This is a genomic window from Candidatus Binataceae bacterium, from assembly GCA_035650475.1.
GTDB lineage: Bacteria > Desulfobacterota > Binatia > Binatales > Binataceae > JAKAVN01.
On the sequence record DASRHP010000012.1, the window covers coordinates 168,103 to 187,405 of the forward strand.

The 19,303-nt window shown below is 66.3% G+C and carries 21 protein-coding genes; 10 read left to right on the forward strand and 11 right to left on the reverse strand.

Translation table 11 applies throughout. From position 1 onward, the window contains the following. Positions 1-7 precede the first annotated feature (7 nt). Both VFB33_12335 and VFB33_12340 read right to left on the reverse strand, forming a co-directional pair. Positions 8-460: an OsmC family protein gene (locus VFB33_12335; protein HZO82472.1), complete on the reverse strand. Its 453-nt coding sequence runs from the start codon at positions 458-460 to the stop codon at positions 8-10. Positions 461-485: 25 nt separating this feature from the next. Further along, positions 486-932 (reverse strand): universal stress protein, encoded by a 447-nt coding sequence (locus tag VFB33_12340; protein ID HZO82473.1) that lies wholly within the window; start codon positions 930-932, stop codon positions 486-488. A gap of 217 nt (positions 933-1,149) precedes the next feature. Here VFB33_12340 and VFB33_12345 point away from each other — a divergent pair, with 217 nt between their 5' ends. Next, positions 1,150-1,461, forward strand: a complete 312-nt coding sequence (locus VFB33_12345) for a hypothetical protein (protein HZO82474.1) — start codon at positions 1,150-1,152, stop codon at positions 1,459-1,461. Between the two features lie 115 nt (positions 1,462-1,576). Here the strand turns inward: VFB33_12345 and VFB33_12350 are convergent, their stop codons facing one another. Both VFB33_12350 and VFB33_12355 read right to left on the reverse strand, forming a co-directional pair. Next, on the reverse strand, positions 1,577-2,920 hold the full coding sequence (locus VFB33_12350; GenBank protein HZO82475.1) for a phosphoribosyltransferase family protein: 1,344 nt from the start codon (positions 2,918-2,920) through the stop codon (positions 1,577-1,579). Between the two features lie 19 nt (positions 2,921-2,939). Continuing rightward, on the reverse strand, positions 2,940-3,881 hold the full coding sequence (locus tag VFB33_12355) for a ribose-phosphate pyrophosphokinase (protein HZO82476.1): 942 nt from the start codon (positions 3,879-3,881) through the stop codon (positions 2,940-2,942). A 230-nt stretch (positions 3,882-4,111) separates the two neighbouring features. On the opposite strand from VFB33_12355, the gene VFB33_12360 reads away from it, so the two are divergent. Further along, entirely contained in the window at positions 4,112-4,642 is a 531-nt protein-coding gene (locus VFB33_12360) for a CBS domain-containing protein (protein ID HZO82477.1), read from the forward strand. A gap of 14 nt (positions 4,643-4,656) precedes the next feature. Next, positions 4,657-5,082 (forward strand): DUF2267 domain-containing protein, encoded by a 426-nt coding sequence (locus VFB33_12365; protein HZO82478.1) that lies wholly within the window; start codon positions 4,657-4,659, stop codon positions 5,080-5,082. Positions 5,083-5,104: 22 nt separating this feature from the next. Here VFB33_12365 and VFB33_12370 read toward each other — a convergent pair whose 3' ends face one another. Further along, on the reverse strand, positions 5,105-6,124 hold the full coding sequence (locus VFB33_12370; GenBank protein HZO82479.1) for a CapA family protein: 1,020 nt from the start codon (positions 6,122-6,124) through the stop codon (positions 5,105-5,107). 205 nt (positions 6,125-6,329) lie between these two features. Here VFB33_12370 and VFB33_12375 point away from each other — a divergent pair, with 205 nt between their 5' ends. From VFB33_12375 to VFB33_12390, 4 genes are all read left to right on the forward strand, one after another. Next, a complete protein-coding gene (locus VFB33_12375) occupies positions 6,330-7,121 on the forward strand; it encodes a DUF364 domain-containing protein (GenBank protein ID HZO82480.1) in 792 nt (263 codons plus the stop codon). An 80-nt stretch (positions 7,122-7,201) separates the two neighbouring features. Continuing rightward, positions 7,202-7,672, forward strand: coding sequence for a nitroreductase family protein (locus VFB33_12380; protein HZO82481.1), 471 nt, complete (start codon positions 7,202-7,204; stop codon positions 7,670-7,672). 173 nt (positions 7,673-7,845) lie between these two features. Further along, positions 7,846-8,280, forward strand: coding sequence for a hypothetical protein (locus VFB33_12385; protein ID HZO82482.1), 435 nt, complete (start codon positions 7,846-7,848; stop codon positions 8,278-8,280). A 176-nt stretch (positions 8,281-8,456) separates the two neighbouring features. Further along, complete coding sequence (locus VFB33_12390) at positions 8,457-9,737, forward strand: DUF4010 domain-containing protein (GenBank protein ID HZO82483.1); 1,281 nt, start codon at positions 8,457-8,459, stop codon at positions 9,735-9,737. Positions 9,738-9,750: 13 nt separating this feature from the next. On the opposite strand, the gene VFB33_12395 is transcribed toward VFB33_12390, so the two are convergent. Next, positions 9,751-11,367 carry an NAD-dependent malic enzyme gene (locus tag VFB33_12395; GenBank protein HZO82484.1) on the reverse strand — a complete coding sequence of 539 codons (1,617 nt, stop codon included), beginning with the start codon at positions 11,365-11,367 and terminating at the stop codon, positions 9,751-9,753. A 129-nt stretch (positions 11,368-11,496) separates the two neighbouring features. Beyond that, complete coding sequence (locus VFB33_12400) at positions 11,497-11,958, reverse strand: response regulator (protein ID HZO82485.1); 462 nt, start codon at positions 11,956-11,958, stop codon at positions 11,497-11,499. A gap of 1,243 nt (positions 11,959-13,201) precedes the next feature. Here VFB33_12400 and VFB33_12405 point away from each other — a divergent pair. Beyond that, positions 13,202-13,492 (forward strand): hypothetical protein, encoded by a 291-nt coding sequence (locus tag VFB33_12405; protein HZO82486.1) that lies wholly within the window; start codon positions 13,202-13,204, stop codon positions 13,490-13,492. 98 nt (positions 13,493-13,590) lie between these two features. Continuing rightward, a complete protein-coding gene (gene gtdA, locus VFB33_12410; GenBank protein ID HZO82487.1) occupies positions 13,591-14,640 on the forward strand; it encodes a gentisate 1,2-dioxygenase in 1,050 nt (349 codons plus the stop codon). 9 nt (positions 14,641-14,649) lie between these two features. Here the strand turns inward: gtdA and VFB33_12415 are convergent, their stop codons facing one another. The 3 genes from VFB33_12415 to VFB33_12425 form a co-directional block, all read right to left on the reverse strand. Beyond that, positions 14,650-14,835 carry a hypothetical protein gene (locus tag VFB33_12415; GenBank protein HZO82488.1) on the reverse strand — a complete coding sequence of 62 codons (186 nt, stop codon included), beginning with the start codon at positions 14,833-14,835 and terminating at the stop codon, positions 14,650-14,652. A 46-nt stretch (positions 14,836-14,881) separates the two neighbouring features. Then, the gene (locus VFB33_12420; GenBank protein ID HZO82489.1) at positions 14,882-16,000 is read right to left on the reverse strand and encodes an amidohydrolase family protein; all 1,119 of its coding nucleotides are present in this window, start codon (positions 15,998-16,000) and stop codon (positions 14,882-14,884) included. A gap of 153 nt (positions 16,001-16,153) precedes the next feature. After that, positions 16,154-16,342, reverse strand: a complete 189-nt coding sequence (locus VFB33_12425) for a hypothetical protein (protein HZO82490.1) — start codon at positions 16,340-16,342, stop codon at positions 16,154-16,156. 345 nt (positions 16,343-16,687) lie between these two features. Between VFB33_12425 and VFB33_12430 the strand changes: the two genes are divergently transcribed. Further along, positions 16,688-17,770 carry an LLM class flavin-dependent oxidoreductase gene (locus VFB33_12430; protein HZO82491.1) on the forward strand — a complete coding sequence of 361 codons (1,083 nt, stop codon included), beginning with the start codon at positions 16,688-16,690 and terminating at the stop codon, positions 17,768-17,770. A gap of 10 nt (positions 17,771-17,780) precedes the next feature. On the opposite strand, the gene VFB33_12435 is transcribed toward VFB33_12430, so the two are convergent. Further along, positions 17,781-19,175 carry an amidase gene (locus VFB33_12435; GenBank protein ID HZO82492.1) on the reverse strand — a complete coding sequence of 465 codons (1,395 nt, stop codon included), beginning with the start codon at positions 19,173-19,175 and terminating at the stop codon, positions 17,781-17,783. Positions 19,176-19,303: the final 128 nt, after the last annotated feature.

Below are 19,303 nucleotides of genomic sequence, written 5' to 3' on the forward strand. Positions count from 1 at the left end.
GCTAAGCTCAGCTTGCGACACCGCCGTCCGCAACCATGATTTCCGGCTCCATCCGCACGGTGGCGGTGAGCGATGCAGTAACGAAACACGCCCGCTTCGCCTTGTCGAGCGCGCGCTCAGCCGCCGCGGCGTCCGCGCCCGCGGGCAGCGTCAGCAGCGGACGCAGCACGATTTCGGTGAAGCGCGTCACCCCCTCCTTGCGCTCGAGTTTGCCCTGACCGACAAGCTCGAGCGCCGTGAACTCCACCTTTGACGCCGCGGCGACCGCGCGCAGCGTGAACAGGAAACAGCTTTCGACCGCGGCGATCAGGAGTTGCTCAGGACTCCATGCGTCGCCCGGGCCGTCGAATTCGGGCGGCGGGGCGGTGCGCAGCTCGCCGAGGCCGGCCGCCGCGACGGCGGCGTAGCCTTTGGGTCCGCCTGCCAGCTTGACTTCATAGATATGGGGAAGCGGTTTCATAGGATTAGCGTTCCTTTGCGAAGCGTTAGCGCGGCGGTACCACCAGTACCGGACAAAGCGACTCGCGCACCACGCGCTCAGCCACGCTGCCGAGGAAAAAATGCCCGACCGCCGAACGGCTGCGCCCGTGCGTTGCCATCACGACGAGATCGACGCCCAGCTCAGTCTCCGCGCCGACGATCACCTCCACCGGTTGCCCGCTGCGGACGACGACCTCGCATCGCAACGTGGCAGGAACCTTCTCGCGCGCGATCTCCTCCAGCCGCGCCTGCGCACCGCGCTCCCATACGGGCTGCGATTCAGTGGGCAGCGGTCCAATTTCGCTCGCCGCCAGCGGAAACGGCACGACGTGCATCAGACACAGCGGGGCGTCGTTCTGGGCCGCAACCTTTACGGCAAGTTCGAGTGCCGCCATCGAATTTTCGTCGAAGTCAACCGGGCAGAGAATCTTGTGAAACAGGTTGTCAGCCATACTGCCTCCACGGTCAGGCGAGCTATGCCAGGGGCAGCACTCAACGTGCCAACATTGTGGCATACCGTCTGCCTCCGACGGACGCACGATTTCTAAAATTCTGGCTCCGATGGATACAGGTTCCCATTTCGTGGGCTGTTTATCGTTCGCTCGCTCGGCACGTCGTTTGCGCCTGTAACGAATATTCGCCGGGATTGCTTCAAAAGCCGAGGAAACAATGAAGAAGAAAATCAAGCTGGCCAGCCGCAAACCATCGAAGATTGCCAAGCCGCGCGTCGTGAAGCGGGCGACGAGGCCGCGGCCCGACTCAGCCGACAGGGCCGCTGCACAAGCCGCGGCAAGCCGGGACGAACTCGCCGGCGGGCTCGCGCAATTGATCACAATCTCCGCCGACATGCGCGAGATCCTTCGTGAGATCCGTGATCTCTTGGCCGAGGGAACGGAAGAGGCGCAAGCAGAAGAGCAGGAGGCCGGTGAAGGCGCCAGCACGGTGATCATCGCCGAGAGCGAAGGCGAAGAGTTCGACTAGCGGCTGGCCGCTTACACGTCCGCTGACGCATGCGCCGGCCGTATTTGGGAGCGGCCGGGTTCGCAGGTTTACGCCTAACGCGCCATGCGTGACGGCGCGAGCGCTGCACCCCGCTTCAGCGCGCGGGTTGAGAGTGCGCGCGGGGGCGGGCGGCGAGGATACGCGCGACCTCATCGTCGTCGATCTGATGGAAATCGCGGTAGAACTGGCCGACGGCGAAGAAGTCGGGCGGCGTCGCAAGGCATATGATCTCGTCGGCATCGCCGCGCAGCGCCTCGATCGTTTCGGCCGGCGCGACCGGCACCGCGAGCACCAGCCGCGCGGGCTTGAGCCGGCGCACGCCGCGCAGCGCCGCGCGCACGGAGGAGCCGGTTGCGATGCCGTCGTCGATAACGATCACCGTTCTGCCGGTGAGCGCGACCGGCGCGCGTCCGCCGCGATAGGCGGTTTCGCGCCGCTTGATTTCCTTCAGTTGGCGCTCGATCTCGGCCTGGATGTAGCTGTCGCGGACGCCGAGATGCTCGATCACCGCCTGATTGAAGATCGCGCGCGGATGGTCGCCGTCGACCACCGCGCCGATGCCGAGCTCGGGCTCGCCCGGAGCACCCAGCTTGCGCACCACCACGATATCGAGCGGGGCGCCGAGCGCGTCTGCCACCTGGCGCGCCACCGGCAGTCCCCCGCGCGGGATCGCTAACACGACAGTGTCGGCGCCCTTAAAAGAAGCAAGCTCCGCCGCGAGCAGCCGCCCGGCCTCCTCGCGGTCGGCGAACATCACCGGCTCGCGCAGCGGCGCATGGCCGCGCGCGGGTTTCGCGCTGGCGTGGCGTACGAACCACTCGCTTGCGAGTCGCGCGACCTGCTCCAGTGTCCCCGGCTCCTCGAACAGATGGGTCGCGCCGGGCACGATCTTGAGCGCCTTCTCGCATCGGAGCAGGCGATAGGCCTTCTCGTTCAGCTCGATCACGCCGTAGTCGTTGCCGCCCACGATGAGCAGGGTGGGGGCGGTGACGGCGGCCAGATGGCGCAGCGCAAGGTCGGGACGGCCGCCGCGCGAAACAACGGCGCAGATCGCGGGATCCTGTGCCGCAGCAATCAGCGCGGCGGCGGCCCCGGTACTGGCGCCGAAATACCCCAGCGCGCATGCTGCGGCCTCCGGCCTTGCCCTGAGCCATCTCGTCGCATCGCCGAGCCGATGGGCAAGAAAGTCGACGTCGAAGACGTTTTCGCGATCGGCCGCCTCCTCCTCGGTGAGCAGGTCGAAGAGCAGGGTGCCGACCCCGGCCTGCTCGAGCGCGCGGGCGACGAACTGGTTGCGCGGGCTGAGCCTGCTGCTGCCGCTGCCATGGGCGAACAGCACGATCACCCGCGCATCCGGCGGGACCGTCAGCTCGCCCTCCAGGCGCACCGAGTCCGACGGGATGACGACCTTGGTTTGGTCCGTTGTCTGTCTGTTCATGGCGTCTTGCGGGCGCACATCAGGCGTGCGTTATCAGCTCGCTAAGCGAGCGATCCGTGTGCAGCCGTTTAATCGCTTCCGCGAGCAACGGAGCGACGCTTACCACCTCAAGCGGCAGCCCGAGGTCCGGCGGCCGTGTGACGCTGTCGGTAACGATGAAGCGTCTGACGCCGAAAGCGCTCAGCCGGGCGCGGGCGGGGCCCACGAAAAGCCCGTGCGTCGCGGCGACCGTCACCTCGGAGTCGGCACCGGCCGCGCGCAGCGCGTTAATCGCCGCCGCGATCGTTGCGCCGGTGGTGATCATGTCGTCGATCACGAGGGTTGGGCGGCCGCGGACGTCACCGACCACGCCGCGCGCCTCCACTTCTTCGCCGCTGACCCGCATCTTGCTGACGATCGCAAGCGGCATCTTCAGCAGCCGGGCGCATCGCTGCGCCAGCTTTACCGCGCCTAGATCGGGTGTCACGACCACCGAATTCGCGGGAACCCCCGCAGCCGCTGCCGCCTCGGCCAGCATCGGCACGGCGCTCAGATGCTCGAGCGGCATCGCAAAGACGCCTTCGAGCGCAGCCGTATGCAGGTCGACGGCGACCACGCGCTCGATCGCGGCGGCGCGCAGCAGATCGGCCACCAGCCGCGCACCCACCGGGTCGCGGCCGTTGGCCCGTCGGTCCTGGCGCGCGTAACCGAGGTAGGGGATTACGGCGGTCAGGCGCGCGGCACCGGCCCGCCGGCAGGCGTCGGCCAGCATCATCAGCACGAACAGCCGCTCCTCCACCGGCGGGCTGCTCGGCTCGATCAGGTAAACGTCGCGCCCGCGCACGCTCTCGTTCAGTTCGACGCGAAACTCGCTGTCGGGGAAACGAGCGAGCGCGCGGCTGCCCAGGGTGAGCCCGAGATGCTCGGCGACCGCCGCCGCCATCGGAAGGTTGGCCGAACCGGCAAAGATGATCGGGTCCATCGACGTATCCTGGCCAGCAAGCGGCGCGCCAAGTGCGGGCGACCGCCAAAGGACTGACGGGGTATCCGTTCCCGTGTGGGCAGTTTTGACACAGGTGGCCCGATTAGGGGCAAGCGCAGCGCCGTAGCCTGCGGAGGAAGCTCGCGCGGACGGCGTGTAACTCGCGTTGGCAGGCCGCGCCGGCGGCATAATTCGTGCTCGCCATTGCGGACATGAAAGTGTGGGAACTGATGAAGCGTGAAGTGGCGTCGTGCGCGCCTAGCGATTCGCTCAACGCGGCGGCGCGAATCATGTGGGAGCGGGATTGCGGATGCGTGCCGGTGGTCGATCGCAACGGCCGCGTGGTCGGGATCATCACCGACCGTGACATTTGCATGGGCGCCTACACCCAAGGACGCACGCTGCATTTGATCCAGGTGCAGGACGTGATGGCGCGGCCGGTGGTGTCGTGCGCGCCCGAAGACGACCTGGTCACGGCGGAAAAGCTGATGCGCGACAACAAGGTGCGCAGGCTTCCGGTGTGCGACAGCGACGGCAAGCTCGTCGGTATGATCTCGCTCAGCGATATCGCCCTGGAGGCTGAGCGCGAGCGGCGGGCGGGCGGGGGCCGCGCAATCCGCAGTACCGAGGTCGCGGAAATTCTCGGCGCGGTTTCTCAGCCGCGTCCCCATGCGCTCGCGCCGATTCCGTTCGCACCCGAGGCGGGCGAGACGGAATTCGCGCCGAAGCCGCCCGCCAAGCGCGGCCAAACTTACAAATAGGACGCAGGTGAGCCATGGAAGAGGAAAGATTCATCCGCACCGTCGCCGACCAATTGGGCGTCGATCACGAGGCGGCGTTCAAGATCATCTCGGCAGTGCTTCATGAACTGCACGATCGTCTGACGCCCAAGGAGGCGGCGGACGCCGGCGCGCAGTTGCCCGGGCGCTTGAAGAGCCTGTGGGCCTCCTTCGAATCGCCCGGCCGCGAAGTCAGCCGCATCCACAAGGCTGAATTCGTCAGGCGGGTCTCCGAGCGCGCAGAAATCGCGGAGAGCGACGCCGCCCGCGCGGTGCGGGTTGTGTTCGGCGCGCTCCAAACTCTGCTCAAGAGCCCTACCGGGCAGGAGGGCGAGGCCTGGGACATCTTCAGCCAGCTGCCCAAGGATTTGAAAAAGGTATGGCTGGGCGCGGCCCGCGCACAGGCATCGCGCCGGCTCTAGGAGCGGATGTGCAACAAACCCGTCAGGCGCCGGGGATTTCCAGGATCGCCTGAGCTGCAAGCCAGTGCGCCGGGGTACCCAGCCGCTCGCATAGCCGCGCCATCCTGGACGCGATGGCCCGCGCCCGGTCGCCGCGTGCGAGCCGCGCCTGACAATCGATGATCACCGTCGGGCGCAGGCTCATCCGCCTCATCCGCGCACCCTCCATCTCGAGCGTAAAGACAAATGATTCGTCGTTGCGCTCGACCTCATCGACCGCGTAGTCGTCGATGAAGTCGCCCGTGCAGTACATTATCGGGCGCCCCTTGTAGAGCTCGACGCCCTGAAAGACATGGCCGGAATGGCCGAAGACGATGTCGGCGCCCGCATCGATGAGCGCGTGGCCGAAGCGCACGTGCGCCGCGAGCGGCTCGTAGCCCCAGTTCGGCCCCCAATGCGCCGAGACAACGACCAGGTCGGTCTGCGGGCGCGTTTCGCGCACTGCCGCAAAGAGCCGCGCCGCCCGCTCGTCGTTCACGTCGATCGGCATCCAGAGGACGCCCGGGCTGTGCGGCCCGGCCTCCCACTGCGGCTCGTTGTCGGTGAGGGCAAATAGCGCGACGGTTGCGCCCTTCACCGTACAAATTGCCGGGCGCCTGGCTTCGTCAAGGCACGCACCCGCGCCGGCGCGCTGGATTCCGGCGTGGTCGAGCAGCTCCAGCATCTCGCGCATCGCGTCGTACTCGAAGTCGAGCACGTGATTGTTGGCAATGGATACCGCGTCGATCCCGGCGGCGGTCAGCACGGCGACGTTCTTCGCGTCGGAGCGGAAGTGAAAGGCCTTGGGAGTTCGCGACCACGGCCGTCCGTGGTCGGCGATTACGCATTCCAGGTTGCAAATCCGCAAGTCGGCGTTGTGCAGCAGCGCCATCGCGTCGCCCCACGGGTACTCCGGCGCGACCCGCCGCAGCAAGTCGTTGACCATCCTGCCGAGCATCACGTCGCCGACGAACACGAGCCTCAGCGCGGCAGGTGACGGGGCGATTTGCGAATCGTTTGCCATTCGCGACGAGCATCGAGCATATTCCGTTCCATTATAGAATAGGAAAGTGCGCAGCGGGGTGATTCCGGCACGGTCCATGCAGTTTGATTCGGCCAGTGGCGTCCTGCGCGGCGGAAGTCTGATGCACGCGGACGCATCGGGGCCTTCGGAGGGATCAGTAGTCTCGGTCAGACACATCATGCTGGTTGAAAAGTGGATTTCAAATTTGCGGCAGCTCCTGAATGATCAGGAGCTCTTCGTCCACGACGTACGGGTCGGCGTCTTTTACAGCGGTGCGCAGGTCTCCAGCGGGCACGCTGGCGTGGCCTTCACGCCGCGCGGAGTGAACGACACCGTATGCTGTCCCAGCACGGCGGCCTCGGCACCGCCGGCGGGACGGATGCTGGGGCGGCGCGCATGGGAGTTGGCCGAGTTTGCGCTCGCCGAGTCGCCGCTGCGTCGCGCGATCGGGGTCGCCACGCTCAACGCGCTATCGGCGCTTGCCTTCGAACGTTACGGCGTGCCCGGCGGAAAGGCGCAGCCCGGGCGCGACGCGTTGCAGGCGGCGGGAATTGCGGCGGACGATCGGGTTGCGATGGTGGGGGCGTTTGCGCCGTTCATTAAGGCGCTCAAGGGCAAAGTCGCCACGCTGCGCATAATCGACAGCCATCCCAACGCGCTCAAGCCCGATGAACGGCAGTTCTGGGTTTCGCGCGAGGAAACCGCCGATACCCTTCGCCACGCGAGTGTGGTGATTATCTCGGGCGCCGCGCTGGTCGAGGGTGGAATCGACTTTATCCTGGAAAGTTCGCTGCTCGCGCGCCGGCGCGTGATGGCGGGCCCGACCGCGCCTTTGTGGGCGCCGCCCTTTTTCGAAAGCGGCGTCAATGTGCTCGGCGGAATCCAGGTTCGCGATCCGGCGCTGCTGCTGACGATCGCGAGCCAGGGCGGCTCGGGTTACTTCTTCAACGACGCCGCCGACAAAATCTCACTGGTGCGGGAGGACGCCCTGAACTGACAACGGGCGCGTTGGCGCGCGCGTAGGCGCAGTTTGGTGTCGCGCTATTCCTGCTGCGGTGCCTGGCGCGAGAGATCGCGATGCTCGATGTTTTGGCTCGCCGGCGTTCGATAAGAAATTTCCAGAGGCGAAAGCTCGGCGTCGAGCAGTTGTGCGAAATCCTCGACGCCGCCGATTGCGCACCTTCGGCGGGCGGACTCAAGGCGCGCGAGGTCTCAGTCGTCACCGATGAAGAAACAAAAGCGCGGCTCGTCCATGCAGCGATAGGCCAGGGATTCATCGCCGAGGCGCCGGTCGTCCTCGTGTTCTGGGCGGTCGAAGAGCGCTCAGCAGCCAAATACGGTGAGCGGGGCAGGGGACTTTTCGCGCTCCAGGACGCGACGATCGCGGCGAGTTTCGCATGGATTCAGGCGGTCGGCGCGGGCCTTGGCGCGTGTTGGGTCGGCGCGTTCGACGAGGACGCGGTGCGCCAAATCTTCCGCAAGGACATCGGACGCGATTGGCGGCCGGTCGCGTTGATGCCGATCGGTTATCCCGCCGCGGACAGCTAGTTCGCACTTCCAAAGCTGCGTCCGGATGCGCCGTCAACATCGGGGCGCCGATGCCCCGATGGGGATGCCGAACTCCACACTTTCGCGAGCTGGCCTATTGCCTCCGTCGGCGCCTGGCCGGCTTGCGCGTGAGATCCCAGGGGAAACGCTCCAGTTTTCGCGCGGCACACCTATTGCTGAACCGAGCCTGGATAGGACTCAGGAAAAGACCGAGTAGGCAACACGGATCGGGTGAGAAGATGGCAGCTTCGGCAAATGCTTCGCGCGAAAGCCTCTCCCCTCAGTCGTTTCTCGCGGTGCAGATGCTGGAGCTGTTGCATCGCTGTGACGCGCTCGCGGGCGAGCGCCTGCTCGCCTTCAGAGTGCTCAAGGGCGCGCTGAACCGCTACTTGGGAGGCGCCGATTCCGACGCGCGTCGCGCGGCGCTTTTCCGCGATGCCGAGGACTGGATCAACCGAAAGGGAGAGCGCTCGTTTTTCTCTTTTGAGCACGTGTGCAAGGTGCTCGATATCGAACCCGGCTATCTTCGCGGCGCGCTCCGTCAGCGCCGAACGTACAACGGGCCACCGCTGTTTTCCGACTCGGACAGGGCGCGGCGGCCTTCCTGATATCCTCGCAACGTTGAGCGACGTTTCTCCCTCGAGCGTCGCTGACCGGAGCCGTGGGCGCCGACGGCCTCCTCGGCTCCGGCGGCCAACCCCCGCCTGGCTGCTGTGGCTTGACACAAATTCAAAATCTGCCGCGCGGCGGTGGGCGCGGTAGGATAAGACGCGGGAGCGGACGCGTGGGCGCAAATAACAACCTTCACCTCCTGGTGCGTCTGGCGGTGGCGCTTGCGATCGGGTTGCTGATCGGGCTGGAGCGCGGATGGGAGCGGCGCGAGCTTCCTGAAGGACAGCGCGCCGCCGGCTTTCGCACCTTCGGCATTATCGGGCTTCTCGGCGGCGTGGCCGCGGTAGTTGGCGGCGGCACCGCATGGCTGCCCGCGGTGCTCGCCGTCGCGGTGAGCCTGTTCGTCGCGCTGGGCTATTGGCGCGAGCGCTGGCGCGAGCAGGACGTGAGCATCACTGGCCTGGTCGCGGCGCTGCTCACCTTCTGTCTCGGCGCACTAGCGGGAGAGGGCGAGCTCACGGCGGCGTCCTCGACGGCGGTGGTGGTGACGCTGCTTTTGGGGTTCAAGCCGGAGCTGCACGAAATCATCCGCCGCATCGAGCGCTCCGAGTTGCTCGCGACCCTGCGTCTGCTGCTGATCTCGGTTGTACTGCTGCCGGTGCTGCCCGACAGGGGATTCGGGCCGTGGCAGGCGATCAATCCGTACCGGATCTGGTGGATGGTCGTGCTGGTCGCGCTGATTTCTTACATCGGGTACTTCGCGATCAAGACGCTTGGCGAGCGGCGCGGCGTGCTGTTCACCGGGCTGTTCGGAGGGCTGGTCTCCTCGACCGCGGTCACTGTCAGCCTCGCGCGCCACGCGCATGACGAGCCGCCCGCGCCGGGGCTGCTGACCGCGGGCATCGCCGCCGCAAGCGCGATGATGTTTCCGCGAATGCTCTTGATTATCGGGTTTGTCTGGCTGCCGCTTGCGACCGCGCTCGCCTGGCCGCTGCTGCTCGCGTCGGTTTTGACGTTTGCGGTGGCGGCCTGGTTCTCGCGCCACGCGGATTCCGAGAAGCACGGTGGCGGCGGCGAGCGTGAGCTTAGCAATCCGCTCGACCTGAAGATTGCGCTTCAGTTTGGGGCGCTGCTGGCGTTGGTCATGTTGCTGGCGCGCGGGGCGGACGCCTGGATGGGCAGCCAGGGCCTCTACCTCCTCGCGGCGATCGCCGGACTCGCGGACGTCGACGCGATGAGCCTGTCGTGCGCCGCGATGGGGAGCCAGGGACATCTGGCGCTCGACGCCGCGGCGGCCGCGACGCTTATCGCGGCGGCAGTTAACACGCTGATCAAGCCGCTGATCGCACTGGCGTTGGGCAGCCGGCAGATGGGATGGCGGGTCGCGTTGGCGGTCGTCGCCGCCTTTGTCGGCGGCGGCGCCGGATTGTGGGCGTTCGCCTTTGCCTGTTAGCCGTCAGCGCGAATCAGACCAGGCTCGCGTACGCCGGCCTGTACATCTGCGATTCGATAAAGGCGCCGAGGTCGCTCGGCTGCGCGACTCTCGCGAGACCCCGTGCGAAGACAACCTCGGCGATTCGCCGCGCCGCGTGGGTCTCGGTTTCGAGCATCGCCGAATGCGGCGGATAGATGAGGCCGGCGTCGAGTTCGCGAGCCGTCACCCGCTCCGCGACAGCTTGCGCCGCGGCGACAAACATCTCGTCGGTGATCCGCCGCGCGCGGGTCGCGTACACCGCCAGTCCCATCGCCGGGAAGACGTACATGTTGTTGCACTGGCCTGGGACTAGAGTTCGGCCGGCGATGCTGACGGGCGGCAACGGGCTGCCGCTGGCGAAGATCGCTCGGCCCTCGGACCATTGATAGGCGTCGCGCGCCGTGCACTCGGCGCGTGAGGTCGGATTGGAAAGTGCGAAGATGATCGGCCGGCGGTTGATGCGCGCCATCGTCTCGATCACGCGCCGGTCGAAAGCGCCCGCCGCCGTGCTGACGCCGACGATCACGCTCGGCCGCAGGTCCTCGATCGCGGCGGCAAAGTCGGCCACCGGCGCGTGCGGGTGCGCATAAGGCCGTTGGAAATCGGCCAGGTCGCCGCGCGCCGATTGGATGAGCCCGTTGCGGTTGAACATCCAGATCCGCCCGCGGGCGGCCTCGCGCGACAGACCCTCGGCGGCCATCGCGCAGACCAGTACTTCGGCGATTCCGACCCCTGCGGATCCGGCGCCGAGAAACAGCAGCGTTTGTTCGGCGAGCCGACCGCCCGTGATGCGCATGGCGCTCTGCAAGCCGGCGAGCGCCGCCGCGCCGGAGCCTTGGATGTCGTCGTTGAAGCAGCAGACGCGCTCGCGGTAGCGCGCGAGCAGCCGGAAGGCGTCGGCGCGTCCCCAGTCCTCGAACTGGATGCAACAATCGGGAAATTCCTGTTGCACCGCGGCCACAAATTCCTCGACAAATTCGTCAAGTTCGGCGGCCGGCGGCCGGCGCTGGCGCAGTCCCAGGTAGAAACGATCGCGCAGCAACTCCTTGTTATCGGTTCCGCAATCCAGCATCACCGGCATCGTGACCGCCGGCGGCACGCCCGCGCACGCGGTGTACAGCGCGAGTTTGCCGATGGGAATCCCCATGCCGTTGGCGCCGAGGTCGCCGAGTCCGAGGATGCGCTGCCCGCTGGTGACCACAATGAAACGCACGTCGCGCTCGGGCCAGTTGCGCAACAGTTCGCGCACGCGCCCCTTGCGATTGATCGAAACGTACAGGCCGCGCGGACGCCCCATGACCTCGCCGTATCTCAGGCACGCTTCTGCGACCGTCGGCGTATAGACCAGCGGCAGAAGCCGCGCGGGGTCGGATGCCAAAACCCGGAAGAAGAGCGTTTCGTTCTCCTCGCGCAGGGCGGCGAGATGAAGGTAGCGCTCTAAATCGCTGTGCTTACCCGACAGTTGTTGGAACACGCGCTCGACCTGGCGCTCGGCGCTTTCGATACCTTCGGGCAGCAGCCCGAGGAGCCCCAGCGCCTCGCGCTCGGCCGCATTGAAGGCGGTTGACTTGTTCAGACGGGGATCGTGCAGCAGCTCAGCGCCGCGCATTTTCCGGCCTCATCGTTACGGGAAGGCGCAGACACCGCGCCAGCCGGCGACCGGTGTCGCAACGCGCGTCGCGGCCGTTTGCGGGGGGCTCGCGCTTCGCATCCCGGCGGCGCGCTGGGCAGTCGGCGGTCAGCCGATCAGCCGCTGGATCAGCGCGAGAAGCTGTTTGCGGTAGAAAGGCTTTGGGACGTACTCGTTGCATCCGGCCGCGAGCGCGTTCTGCACGTCTTCGGTATTGGCGTATGCCGTCATCGCAACGATGGGCACGTCCTTCCAGCGCTCCTCGGCGCGCAACTCGCGGGTGAGCGCCACGCCGTCTTCTTCGCCCTCCAGCCTGAGGTCCATCAAGACCAGATCCATCGGCTTCGAGCGATCCTCCAGCAGACGGCGTACCTCTGCGGCCGAAGCCGCGGTGATAACCTCGTACTCGGGCTCGAGGATCAGCCTGAGCAGGGTGCGGGCGTCGGGCTCGTCGTCGATCACCAGCACGCGCGACGACGCGCGCTTGACGTCGCACAGCTCGGCCGCGGCCGACTGGCGCTCGGGCTGCGCCTTATGCTCTTTGTTGCCGCTTGAAGAATCCGCTTTCACGGCCCCGACCTCGGAATCTTCGCGCTGAGCGCGCTCTGCACTGGGTTGCAAATTCGGCGCCGGCGGACCTCCCCCCAGACGGTCCGCCTCGCGCCCCAATCTCGCAGCCTGTCCAGTGAGCTGACGTGTCTGATAGCAATCGGACAGCAAGCGCAATGCCATCGGACGAACGGGTGATCGATCAAAGTTTCGCCCGAGAGATCCCGCAATTCGGGTTTAACAAGATGCACCGGGGCACCAACCATATACATTATTTGTAACGTTGCCAACCCATCTGGGGCAGGCAAACGCCTTTGATTTTGTGGCTCGCGGCCAGGCTCCGCATAAAGCAAGCGGTCGCTGCGATGTAGTCGATGGCAGCGCCGGGATGGCTCCAAAGGAGACAGCCACAAACTTCGTCGCCCCTGGATCACGTCGGCGGCAGGGGCGAAAGTCTTTTCAGGCAGGTTATACACTCCGGCTAAGTTTGCCCCCAAGCCGTCAGCGGGCGCAAATAATTGTCGCGCGATTTTGCCGATCAGCAGCTTACCCAAATATACGCAGCCGCTAATTGAAGGACGTTCTGACAAATATTCTGCTGCAATTGCTGAGCTACAGTCGCATTCTGTGCAAGCGACGCGATGGACTCGTCTGTTGTCAGACTTCGGGCGCCTACATGCGCGATGTCGTCCGACGGCCGCCACCCGGCCACTTGGCATTGAACTTGTGATCGCGAAATACAGACCGGTCCGCGCGAGAAGTAGTTTCGCTCAAGCCTCGGCGACCGACTCATAAATGTCCTTGCCGCACAACGCTCGGCGGCACGCCGCGTTCGATTCAAGAATGGCCCAGCGCACGCGCGCTCGTCACTCCGCGAGCGCCATTCTGATGCCGCGCGGCAACCGCAGGTCGCCGACAGCGCGGCCGCCGCCGTACGCTGCGCGCCAATCCCGCAGGCGCTCGACGCTCTTCGCACGCGATCGCGCACGCAGTTTTCAAACCGACTCGTGCGTCCAGCGCGTGGCCATGCCCGTTGACTGAAGCAACTCGAGCAGACCGGAGATTCTCGCCCGCCCGCTGCGACCGGAGTTAGCTAATGTTAATAAGGCTTCTCCCGATACTCTCGCTGGCCGCGGCGTTCGCTGGGCAAGGATGTTCTGCGGCGGCGCACTTTCGCGGGCGACCGTCAGCCGACGTCACTGGAGTATGGGCCGGCGATTCCGTTGCCGGCTGCAGCACTTTTTTCTACCAGGCCGGGCGCTGCATGGCACGGCAGAAGATCGGTTTCACCCTGATACAAGACAAGTCCGACGTCAGCGGCTTTTACACGTGTCGCTATGGCAATCAACCGTGCTTTAACGAGGACGACCGCGGCAGGGTGGTGGCGGCGACGATGGGAGACGGGCTGCTCTCGATGCGGGTGATGATGGACGACGGGATGGATTGCATCTTCAACGGTGTGCCGGTGGGCGACCGTCTCGGCGGCGCATACCTCTGCCTGCAGGGAGCAGGCGTGATGGAGAAGGGGCACTGGCTGGTGCGTCGGGCCTATTGAGCTGATTGCGCCGCAGCGCGCCGGCTTCGCATAATCGGCGCGGGCGGGCGCGCGCTTGACCGGGCGCCGTCTGCCACGACCCCGGGAGGTGGAGCACGATGGCAGCCCAGCCGCGACGCACGCCCGAGCGTGAAGCCTTCTACACAAAGATCGCCCAGCGCAGCCTTGCGCCGCTGTGGGAGGTGCTCAAGGGGATCCAGAGCCGTGAGCCGCGCCCGCCCGAAGCGCCTGTGCTGTGGCGCTACGAGGAAGTACGCCCGATGCTGATGGAGGCGGGCGGCCTTATCAGCGCACGCGAGGCCGACCGCCGCGTGCTCATCCTCGAGAACCCCGCGTTGCGCGGACAATTCCCGCCCCGGGTGACCCATTCGCTGTTCGCGGGCCTCCAGCTTATTTTGCCCGGCGAAATCGCTCCCAGCCATCGCCACACCCAAAGCGCCCTGCGTTTCATCATCGAGGGAGCGGGCGCGTACACCGCAGTCGATGGCGAAAAGACCACGATGCGCCCGGGCGATTTCGTGATCACTCCCTACTGGACCTGGCACGACCACGGCAATGAAACCGATGGGCCGATGGTCTGGCTCGATGGCCTCGATATCCCCATTGTCGATTTGCTCAACGCGGTCTTCTTCGAGCCCTACGGCGAGGACCAGTTTCCGCTCACACGTCCCGAGGGCGATTCAATCGCGCGCTACGGCAGCGGGCTTTTGCCGGCGGTCTGCGAGCGCCGCGCCCTGAGCAGCCCGATCCTGAACTACACCTACGAGCGCACGCGTGAGGCGCTTGCGCGGATGAGCCGCGGCGGCGACATCGATGCCTGCCACGGCTACAGGATGCGCTACGTCAACCCGGTGACGGGCGAGTGGGCGATGCCGACGATCGGGGCGGCGATGCAGCTTTTGCCGCGCGGTTTCAGCGCGATGCCCTATCGCTCGACTGACAGCACGGTGTTCGTCGTGGTGGAGGGGCGCGGGCGCACGGTGATCGACGGCGAGACGTTCGATTGGGGCCCGCATGACATCTTCGTTGCGCCGAGCTGGCGCCCCTACCGCCACGACGCCGCTGAGGAGGCTGTTCTCTTCAGCTTCTCCGATCGGCCAGTGCACGAGAAGCTTGGCCTGTGGCGCGAGCTGCGCGCCAAGGCCTGAGCGCGCTGCTCAGCGCCAGTCCGTCGGCCGCCCGCCGTCCGCAGCTGATTCGCTATCGCGTTGATGCCGCGGGCGCGCGAGCAGGCGGCGGGCCGCATGCCAAAGGTTTGCAATGACGGCCAGCAGCACGATGAGCGCGACGATAACGATCACCAGCAAGGCAAAGCCGGCGTACAGCTCCATCGCGCTGCCCATGTGCTTCTCCTACGCCTTGCCGCCTGCCGCTCCGATCGGCCGCTGCTCAGATGCCATAGAACGCGGCCGGATTGTCGCACAGGATCTTTTCGACCGAGCGCTCGGGCAGGCCGCAGAGCCGCTCGCGCGTGGTCCGGATCGGATGGACGAAGCCTTCGGCGTGCGGATAGTCGGAGCCGATGAAGAAGCGCTCGTCGCCCGCGAATCCGACCATCAACGGGAACATCCGTTCTTCGGGGTTGGCGCTGACCCAGATATTGCGCGCGAAGTATTCGCTGGCCGAGCGCTTCATCCGTGAGGTATAGCCGATGTACTTGTAGCGGTAATCGATTCGTTCCAGCCACTCGCCGACCCATCCCGCCATCGATTCGATCGTCGCCACTTTAAGCCGCGGAAAGCGCTCGAACACGCCGTCGTACATCATCGAGGTCAGCGCCATCCGCGGATCCTGCACATTCATCATCGTGATGTACATGAAGCCCGGATTGCCCGTACGATACCACTGGCTGCCGGTGTAATTGGGATGGCCGACGAGATGGATTCCCACCGCGAGGCTCAGCTCCTGCGCCGCCGCCCACAGCGGGTCGAAGTCGGGATGACCGAAGCTGCGCCCGCCGATCGGCGCCGCGCCGACGAAGACCGCGCGGCAGCCCATCGCCGCCACGCGCCGCATTTCACGCACGGCAAGCCCGGCGTCGCGCATCGAGATGTGCGCGGCCGGGAACAGGCGGTCGCGATGGCCCGCGACCAGCTCGAACGCCCACGTGTTGTATGCGCGGCACAGCGCGTCTGCGAGATGCGGGTCCTCGACCGAGCTTTCCCATAAGAGACCCATCGTCGGGTACAGCACCTGCGCGGCGAAGCCCTCCTCGTCGAGGTAGCGGATGCGCAAGTCCATGTCCTGCCAGTGTTCGCTTGCGATCCGGTAGCGGTCGAAGTCGCTGAGCGCGCGCCCTTCTTCCTTTTGTCCGTAGCCGGCACACGCGCTCATCAGGTCGTCGATATCAGCCATGCGCATCGGCCGGTTATCGACCAACAGCCGCGTGATCCGCCCGGTGGTGTCGGCTTCGACGCGCACGGCGCGTTCACGAAAGGCCGGGTCGATATAACGCTCGAAGAGGTCCAGTGGCTCGATGACATGGCTGTCGCCGTCGATGGCTCGCATGAGCGATAGCTCCCCGCCGCTCATTCATAGCGCGTCGGCACGGGGAGAGCCAAAGCGGTCGCCAGGACGGCTCAGCGACAGCGGCGAGTACGGAAGGCTAGCTGTTCGGGGCTGCCTGAGGAATTGGGCGGGACGATTCGACGCCCGGCCACATCACGCGTTGGTGAGTGAGTTCGTAATACCGTTTACGCTCGAGGAGACGCTCTGTCCGATGAGCTCGTAGCCGGTGGCTACGACAATCGCGATGCAGGTCAGGATGAGCGCGTATTCGGCCATCGTCTGCCCGCGCTCGGTGGCCAAAGCCTCGCGGGTACGCACGTAAAGTCGGACCAAGAAATTCATCTGCGCACTCCCTGACGATATTCAGTGAAAATTGGCGTCATTGCTTCGCTAGTTTAGTTCAATAACGGCGGAGGTCCAAGGCGAGAAATAGCTCAAATTGCGCTCCATAACCTGTGTATAGTCACTATTATTTGCTTATAGATGTCAAATATCCGCGCACGCACACAAATTTTGGCAGCGATTTCCTGCGCTCGGATGCACTCGGCTATCTTCCCTAAGCTCGCCCAAGCCCATTTCAAACCGCGGCCTATCGGCGTGTGGCTTTCACGCCCATATCGGCGCTGTGCTAAAGGGCTGAGGGCCATCCAAGCAAGGCGACGGTCTGAGGCCTTCGGAGAGCGCGCGATGGAATTCGGAATCGGCATCGATACGCACATCGACAAGTGGGACGTCATCCGCTACTGCGAGGAACTCGGCTACGACCGCGCCTGGGTGCCTGATTCCCAGATGATCTGGTCGGACTGTTACGCGACCCTGGCGCTGGCGGCGGCCAACACCCGGCGGATTAAGCTCGGTACCGGGGTTGCGATCGCCGGCACCCGCATCGCGCCGGTCACCGCGCACTCAATCGCGACCATCAACCGTATCGCGCCCGGCCGCACTTTCCTCGGCATCGGCACCGGGCACACCGCGATGCGCGTGATGGGGCAGAACCCGCTGCCGCTCGGCGAGTTCCGCGAATACCTGCGCGTGGTGCGCGCGCTCCTGCATGGCGAGGCGGTGGACTACACCTGGCGCGGACGCACGCGCGAGATCCAGTTCCTCCATCGCGACCGCCACTTCATCAACCTCGACGATCCGATTCCGATCTACGTCGCCGCCAACGGTCCCAAGGCCTGCGAGCTGGCGGGCGAGTTTGGCGACGGCTGGATCACCGCCGGCGGAATCAACGCGCGGGTCGGCGGCCGGCTGGCGCGGATCCGCGCCGGCGCCGAGCGCGCGGGCCGCACGCTGCCATCGACGTTCCATACCGTTTCGCTGAGCAGCGCGTGCGTGTTGCGCCCGGGCGAGCGGCTCGACTCGGAGCGCGTCGTCAACCAGACCGGCGCGCAGGTCACCAGCGCGCTCCACTTCGCTTACGAGAACTGGAAAGCGCGCGGCGAGCCGGACGACGCGATCCCGCCGTTCTTCCGCAACGTATGGGACGCTTATCTCAAGCGCGTGCGCGGCTTCAGCCTTCCCGAAACCGCGCGCTTTCGCCAGGTCCACGAGGGCCACGGCACCTTCATGCAGCCCGAGGAGCGGCGCTTCGTGACGCCCGAGGCGATTCGCGGCACCTGCCTGGTCGGCGAGCCGGACGAACTCGTCGCGCAGATTCGCGCGATGGAAGCGGCGGGGATCAAGGAGACTTTCATCCTGCCCCCGGCGGATTTCCAGCGCGAGGTCTTCCGCGATTTCGCGGAGTTCGTGATCCCAGCGTTCCGCTAGGCCCGCACGCTCAGGCGAACTTGGGAGGCGGCAGCGGGCCGCGCGCCCGCTCGTAGGCGTCGCCGACGCGGATCACGGCCGCCTCGTCAAACGGCCGCCCCACGATCTGCATCGCGAGCGGCGCCCCGCCCTGGCTCACGCCGGTCGGAATCGCGAGCGCCGGCTGGCCGGTAACGTTGAACGGCGCCGTATGCCGGATGAGCTGGGCGAGTCCGATCCTGGATGTGCGCGCCTCGGCGATCGTCATCGGCGCCATTGCGCACGCGGGCGTGGCGAGCACGTCGCGCCCTTCCATCGCGCTGAGCGCGTCGGCGATTATCCGCGCGCGGGCGCGGGCAGCGCGCACGTAGGTGGCGGCCGGCAGCGCCGTTGCCGCCTCCAGCATCCTGCGCACGCCGCGCCCGTAGTCCTGCGCGCGTGCGACGAACCAGCGCTCATGATACTCGAGCGCCTCGGCGTACATGATATTCATCGCAGCCGCGCCGGCCTCGTCGATCGACGGGATCGAGACTTCATCCACTGCCGCGCCGAGCCCCTCCAACGTGCACATCGCGGCCTGGAATGATTGCGCGACCTCGGCGGTCACGCCCTGGTTGAGCTCGCGGATAACGCCCACGCGGACGCCCTTGAGGTCGTGGCCGAGTGCCGCCGAATAGTCGGGTACGGGCTCACGGCTGGAGGTCGGATCGTCGGGGTCGTGGCCGGCGATCACCGCGAGCATCGCGGCCGCGTCGCGCACGCTGCGCGTGATCGGGCCGACATGGTCGAGCGAATCGCTAAGCGGCAACACGCCGTAACGGCTGACCCGGCTGTAGGTCTGCTTGAGCCCGACGCATCCGCAGAACGCGGCCGGGATACGAATCGAGCCGCCGGTGTCGCTGCCGATCGTCGCGGCCGCGCTGCGCGCGACGATCGCCGCCGCCGAGCCGGAACTCGAGCCGCCCGGCAGGCGCTCGGGATCATACGGATTCAGCGTGGTGCCCCACGCGGTCTTGGCGGTGCCGCCGCAGGCGAACTCGTGCATGTTGAGCTTGCCGAGCAGCACCGCGCCCTGCGCCGCCAGCCGCGCCCATACGGTCGCGTCGCGATCGGGGACGTAGTCGGCGAGCACCCGTGAGGCGCTGGTGGTGAGGATTCCGGCGGTGCAGCAGAGGTCCTTGAGCGCGACCGGCACACCGTGGAACGTGCCGCGCCATCCGCCCGCCGCGATCTCGCGCTCGGCGCGCCGCGCGCTTTCGCGCGCTAGCTCGGCGGTTACGGTGACGTAGGCGCACAGGCGCTTTTCGGTGGCCGCAATACGGTCGAGGTAGGCCTCGGCGACTTCGACCGGCGAGAGTTCGCGGGCCTTGAGCCGGGCGGCCAGCCCGACCGCGTCAAGGGCGAGGATGTCGTCGGCTGCGGCCATCGTCGTTCCTCCGTACGCTCAGGATTGGCGTAGCCGACGCTCCGCGCGCCGGCGCTTTCGACGATTTAGCGCAACTCGCTATGCGGACCCTAACGGTCGTGAGCGAAGGAAAAAGTCGCGAGCTGAAG

Coding starts and splice junctions, on each gene's coding strand:
- VFB33_12405 (HZO82486.1), top strand. CDS start 13,202: ATGGCACGGCAGAAGATCGGTTTCACCCTGATACAAGACAAGTCCGAC.
- VFB33_12430 (HZO82491.1), top strand. CDS start 16,688: ATGGAATTCGGAATCGGCATCGATACGCACATCGACAAGTGGGACGTC.
- VFB33_12345 (HZO82474.1), top strand. CDS start 1,150: ATGAAGAAGAAAATCAAGCTGGCCAGCCGCAAACCATCGAAGATTGCC.
- VFB33_12420 (HZO82489.1), bottom strand. CDS start 16,000: ATGCGAGCCATCGACGGCGACAGCCATGTCATCGAGCCACTGGACCTC.
- VFB33_12415 (HZO82488.1), bottom strand. CDS start 14,835: ATGGGCAGCGCGATGGAGCTGTACGCCGGCTTTGCCTTGCTGGTGATC.
- VFB33_12355 (HZO82476.1), bottom strand. CDS start 3,881: ATGGACCCGATCATCTTTGCCGGTTCGGCCAACCTTCCGATGGCGGCG.
- VFB33_12335 (HZO82472.1), bottom strand. CDS start 460: ATGAAACCGCTTCCCCATATCTATGAAGTCAAGCTGGCAGGCGGACCC.
- VFB33_12340 (HZO82473.1), bottom strand. CDS start 932: ATGGCTGACAACCTGTTTCACAAGATTCTCTGCCCGGTTGACTTCGAC.
- VFB33_12425 (HZO82490.1), bottom strand. CDS start 16,342: ATGAATTTCTTGGTCCGACTTTACGTGCGTACCCGCGAGGCTTTGGCC.
- VFB33_12395 (HZO82484.1), bottom strand. CDS start 11,367: ATGCGCGGCGCTGAGCTGCTGCACGATCCCCGTCTGAACAAGTCAACC.
- VFB33_12380 (HZO82481.1), top strand. CDS start 7,202: ATGCTCGATGTTTTGGCTCGCCGGCGTTCGATAAGAAATTTCCAGAGG.
- gtdA (HZO82487.1), top strand. CDS start 13,591: ATGGCAGCCCAGCCGCGACGCACGCCCGAGCGTGAAGCCTTCTACACA.
- VFB33_12435 (HZO82492.1), bottom strand. CDS start 19,175: ATGGCCGCAGCCGACGACATCCTCGCCCTTGACGCGGTCGGGCTGGCC.
- VFB33_12360 (HZO82477.1), top strand. CDS start 4,112: ATGAAGCGTGAAGTGGCGTCGTGCGCGCCTAGCGATTCGCTCAACGCG.
- VFB33_12370 (HZO82479.1), bottom strand. CDS start 6,124: ATGGCAAACGATTCGCAAATCGCCCCGTCACCTGCCGCGCTGAGGCTC.
- VFB33_12365 (HZO82478.1), top strand. CDS start 4,657: ATGGAAGAGGAAAGATTCATCCGCACCGTCGCCGACCAATTGGGCGTC.
- VFB33_12350 (HZO82475.1), bottom strand. CDS start 2,920: ATGAACAGACAGACAACGGACCAAACCAAGGTCGTCATCCCGTCGGAC.